This is a genomic window from Acidovorax sp. KNOB132 (assembly GCF_057541515.1).
The window spans coordinates 1-3,898 of the sequence record NZ_BAAJYT010000312.1 but is presented as its reverse complement, the minus strand read 5'-3'; the positions used below and the strand labels follow the sequence as shown (position 1 = coordinate 3,898).

The following is a 3,898-nucleotide window of genomic DNA, read 5'->3' as shown; positions in this document are numbered from 1 at the left end:
GGCTTTCGCGGCACGGGCGGCGCGCTGGTCGAGGGCCCGAGGGGCAGCGCCAGCTGCACATCGGCCTGCCCCGCGCCGCCTTGCCGCGCAGGTGCGCGATGCGGTGCAGGCGTGGCTCATGCGCGATGCGCGCCAGCGCTTCACCGCGCGGCTGGACCACTTCGCGCCGCTGCTGGGCGTGCGCTGGAGCAGCCTGCGCCTGTCCAGCGCCCAGACGCGCTGGGGCAGCGCGCGCAGCGACGGCTCCATCCGCCTCAATTGGCGGCTGCTGCACTACCGCCCCGCGGTCATCGACTACGTGGTCGCCCACGAGCTGTCCCACCTGCGGGTGATGGACCACAGCCCGCGCTTTTGGGACACCGTGCGCAGCGTCGTGCCCGACTACGCCGACCTGCGAGGGCGCCTGCGCGACGAACCCGCGCCGCCCTGGGATTGACGCCGCGCCCAAGCCCCTGGCGCCAGTGCTTGAAAGCCCGCGCGGCCCGGTTGCGGGTGCTGACAAAATGCCGCGCATGACTTCCAAAGCTTCTTCCTCTTCCTCCGCTCCCGCTGCTCCCTCCACGGTTCCGGACGGCGGTCCGCAGCCGGCCGAAGGCTATGCGGGCGATGTGTCGCCACAGCTCGCATGGCAATGGGTGCAGTCGGGCCAGGCCGTGCTGGTAGACGTGCGCACCGATGCCGAGCGCGACTGGGTCGGCTTCGTGCCCGGCGCCGTTGCCGTGCCCTGGAAGCACTGGCCCGGCATGGCGCCCAACCCCCAGTACGACGCCGCCATCCTCGCCGCCGTGCCCCCGGGTCGCCAGGCCGTGCTGCTGTGCCGCAGCGGCGTGCGCTCTGTGGCGGCCGCGCGGCGCGCCACGGAGCTGGGGCTCAAGGCGTACAACATTCTGGAAGGCTTCGAGGGTGACCCCGACGAGAACGGCCACCGCAATCTGAAGGGCGGCTGGCGCTTTCGCGGCCTGCCGTGGCGCCAGGGCTGAGCGCGAAGGGCTCGCTGCCTTGCCATCGCCCGCCGCCGCGCCTGCCGCAACGAAAACGGGCCCGTGAGGGCCCGTTGGGAGGCGCGCGCCGCAGCGCGCTTTGACGGACGGTCAGAGCGCGGGAATGCGCAGCTTCTGGCCGGGGTAGATCTTGTCGGGGTGCGTCAGCATGGGCTGGTTGGCCTCGAAGATCTTGGGGTACTTGTTGGCGTCGCCGTAGAACTTCTTGGCGATGGCCGAGAGGGTGTCGCCGCGCACCACGTCGTGGTATTGCGCTTCGGGCTCGGGATTCGTGACGGACATCTGGTTGTCCACGCTGGTCACGCTGGCCACATTGCCGCAGCACAGGGTCACCTTCTCCTTGGCGGCCTGCGTGGGCGCTTCGCCCTTCACGGTGACCTTGCCCTCGGGGCCTGCGAACGCCACCTGGACGTTGCTCACGCCGAGGTTCTGCGAGGCGATGTAGGTCTCGATGGCCTTGCCCGCCTTGGCGTTCAGTTCGTCCTGCGTGGGGGCTGCCGCCGTTGCGGCCTGGGCATCCTTGCCGCCGAACAGTTTTTCGCCGGCTTCCTTGATGAAGCTGAAAAGTCCCATGTGCTGGCTCCTTGGTATGGTCTGTGGATCGGACCGGCCACTGTAGCGCCATCGCCAGTCCGGCCCGTGTCGGACAGCCGCCCGAAGGGCCAGGCAGCTCCCGCAAGCGGTGCCGCGTGCCGCGATATCCGCGAGCCGGCGCCGCAGAGTCCGCGTGTCGCGTGCGGGTAAACATGCGCGTCAAGGCGATTTGTAAAACTCGTGATAATCCCGCATGACTTTTCTGGCCATCGACGTCGGCAACACCCGCCTCAAATGGGCGATGTACGACGCTCCCCAGCCGGGCGCCGCAGTGCTCGCCCACGGCGCTGAATTCCTGGACAACATCGAACGGCTGGCGGAAAGCTCGTGGGCCGGGCTGCCCGTGCCCGAGCGCATGCTGGGCTGCGTGGTGGCGGGCGACGCCGTGCGTCGCCGCGTGATGGAGCAGATGGAGCTGTGGGACGTGCTGCCGCAGTGGGTGGTGTCGTCCGCGCAGGAGGCCGGCCTGGTCAATGGCTACGACCATCCCACGCGCCTGGGCTCGGACCGCTGGGTGGCCATGATCGGCGCGCGCCATCGCCTGCTGTCGCAGGGCCCGGCGCGCCCGCTGATCGTGGTGATGGTCGGCACGGCCGTGACGGTCGAGGCGATCGACGCGCAGGGCCGCTTCCTGGGCGGGCTGATCCTGCCCGGCCACGGGATCATGCTGCGGGCGCTCGAATCCGGCACGGCGGGCCTGCATGTGCCCACGGGCGAGGTGAGCCTGTTTCCCACCAACACGAGCGATGCGCTCACGAGCGGCGGCACCTACGCCATCGCCGGCGCGGTCGAGCGCATGGTGCAGCACATCACGCAGCACTGCGGCGAAGCGCCCGCCTGCATGATGACCGGCGGTGCGGGCTGGAAGATGGCGCCCAGCATGACCCGGCCGTTCGACTTGGTCGAGAACCTGATCTTCGACGGCCTGCTGGCCATCGCCGAGCAGCGCTTCGCAAAAACCGCCGCGGAGCGGGACGAGGGCCGGGACCGCCGCTGAAAGGCGGGGGCTAGCCTTCGGCCAGTTCGGTCTGGGCCAGCTCCACGCCCAGCCGCTCCAGCGCGTCGGCGGGCTGGGTGGTGGCGACTTCCTCGTACAGGCGCGTGGCGTCGCCCATGCGCTGGTCGCCTTCCAGGATGAGCAGCGCGTTGGCGTATTCGATCTTGCCGATCACCGAGTCCGGGTTGATGGCGAAGGCCTCCTCGAAAAGCCGCAGGCTGCTGGCCTTGCGGGCGCCATAGGTCATGCTGCCCACCATCTCGCCGACCTTGTCGATGATCTCGGCATGGAACACGGCCAGCGCCAGCCGCGCATCGGCATGGATGGGCGACAGCACGATGGCCTGCTCCAGCGTCTTGCGCACGCGGCTGCCCAGGCCCTGCGCCATGGCCTTGGCCACGCTAATCCCCTGGCTGTAGCGGCCGATGGCATAGGCATGCCAGAACCAGGCGTTGGGGTTGGTGGGCTCTGCCCGCATCTGCTCGCTGGCCCGCTCGGCCGCTTCGGTCAGCAGCGCCAGGCGCCGGTCCTCGTGCGGCTCCAGGTAGTTCGCATAGACGATGGTGGCCTTGTTGGCCACGGTGATGCCGGCACCGCCGGCCGCCAGCCCGGCGCGGGCCGCCTCCTCGAAGGCACCGCGGTGAAAGAGCACCCAGGCGTCGAGCACGGCGGCATCGTCCGGACAGGGCTCGGCATCGCCCGCATGCAGGCGCTTCCATTGGCTGCGCACCGAAGCGGCGGTGAAGGGGTAGGCGTCGGAGTACGGGAAGGGCGTCCAGGGCTTCACGGTGCGTCTCCTCGGGGTGGGGGTGGGTCGGTCAGGCGGCCAGGGCCTGGGTGCTGTAGGCGCCGCTCAGCGCCTGCAGGTGCTCGCGCTGGCTGTCTTCCAGGTAGGGCATGAGCAGGTCCAGCACATGGTGCGCGCCGCGCAGCAGGGCGCTCTGCGCGCTCTCGGGCTCCAGCGCGTGCCGCGGATCGCTCACGTATTCGAAGCTCAGCCAGTAGGTCAGCACCACCACCATGCTGGTGGCCATGGAGCCGGCATCGCGGGTGCCCAGGCGCAGGGCGCCGGTGCGCTCCATGCCGCCCAGCAACGTGCGCAGGGCCTGGGTCTTGCGCCCGAGCAGGGTCTGGAAGTGGGTCTCCAGGCGGCGGTTGCGGGACAGCAGGTCGTTCAGGTCGCGGTACAGGAAGCGGTACTGCCAGATCAGTTCGAACAGCGTGTGCAGGAAGAACCAGGCGTCTTCCACGTCGCGCACGCTGTCGGCAGCATCCAGCAGCTCGTTCAGGGCCGCCTCGTAGCGCG

The 3,898-nt window shown here is 69.9% G+C and carries 5 protein-coding genes and 1 pseudogene; 3 read left to right on the top strand and 3 right to left on the bottom strand.

Translation table 11 applies throughout. The features are described 5' to 3' along the window. Together AC27IO_RS21580 and AC27IO_RS21575 are read left to right on the top strand one after the other, a co-directional pair. A pseudogene (locus AC27IO_RS21580) lies at positions 1-436 on the top strand (M48 family metallopeptidase); the annotation flags it as partial. A gap of 76 nt (positions 437-512) precedes the next feature. Beyond that, entirely contained in the window at positions 513-980 is a 468-nt protein-coding gene (locus AC27IO_RS21575) for a rhodanese-like domain-containing protein (protein WP_317353208.1), read from the top strand. Between the two features lie 111 nt (positions 981-1,091). Here the strand turns inward: AC27IO_RS21575 and lysM are convergent, their stop codons facing one another. After that, entirely contained in the window at positions 1,092-1,574 is a 483-nt protein-coding gene (gene lysM / locus AC27IO_RS21570) for a peptidoglycan-binding protein LysM (RefSeq protein WP_272565189.1), read from the bottom strand. Between the two features lie 214 nt (positions 1,575-1,788). On the opposite strand from lysM, the gene AC27IO_RS21565 reads away from it, so the two are divergent. Further along, positions 1,789-2,592 (top strand): type III pantothenate kinase, encoded by an 804-nt coding sequence (locus AC27IO_RS21565; RefSeq protein ID WP_284429707.1) that lies wholly within the window; start codon positions 1,789-1,791, stop codon positions 2,590-2,592. 10 nt (positions 2,593-2,602) lie between these two features. On the opposite strand, the gene AC27IO_RS21560 is transcribed toward AC27IO_RS21565, so the two are convergent. Together AC27IO_RS21560 and AC27IO_RS21555 are read right to left on the bottom strand one after the other, a co-directional pair. Then, the gene (locus tag AC27IO_RS21560; protein ID WP_284398069.1) at positions 2,603-3,379 is read right to left on the bottom strand and encodes a tetratricopeptide repeat protein; all 777 of its coding nucleotides are present in this window, start codon (positions 3,377-3,379) and stop codon (positions 2,603-2,605) included. A gap of 31 nt (positions 3,380-3,410) precedes the next feature. Then, positions 3,411-3,898: TetR/AcrR family transcriptional regulator (locus AC27IO_RS21555; protein ID WP_498740683.1), on the bottom strand; the 488-nt coding region annotated here is incomplete at its 5' end.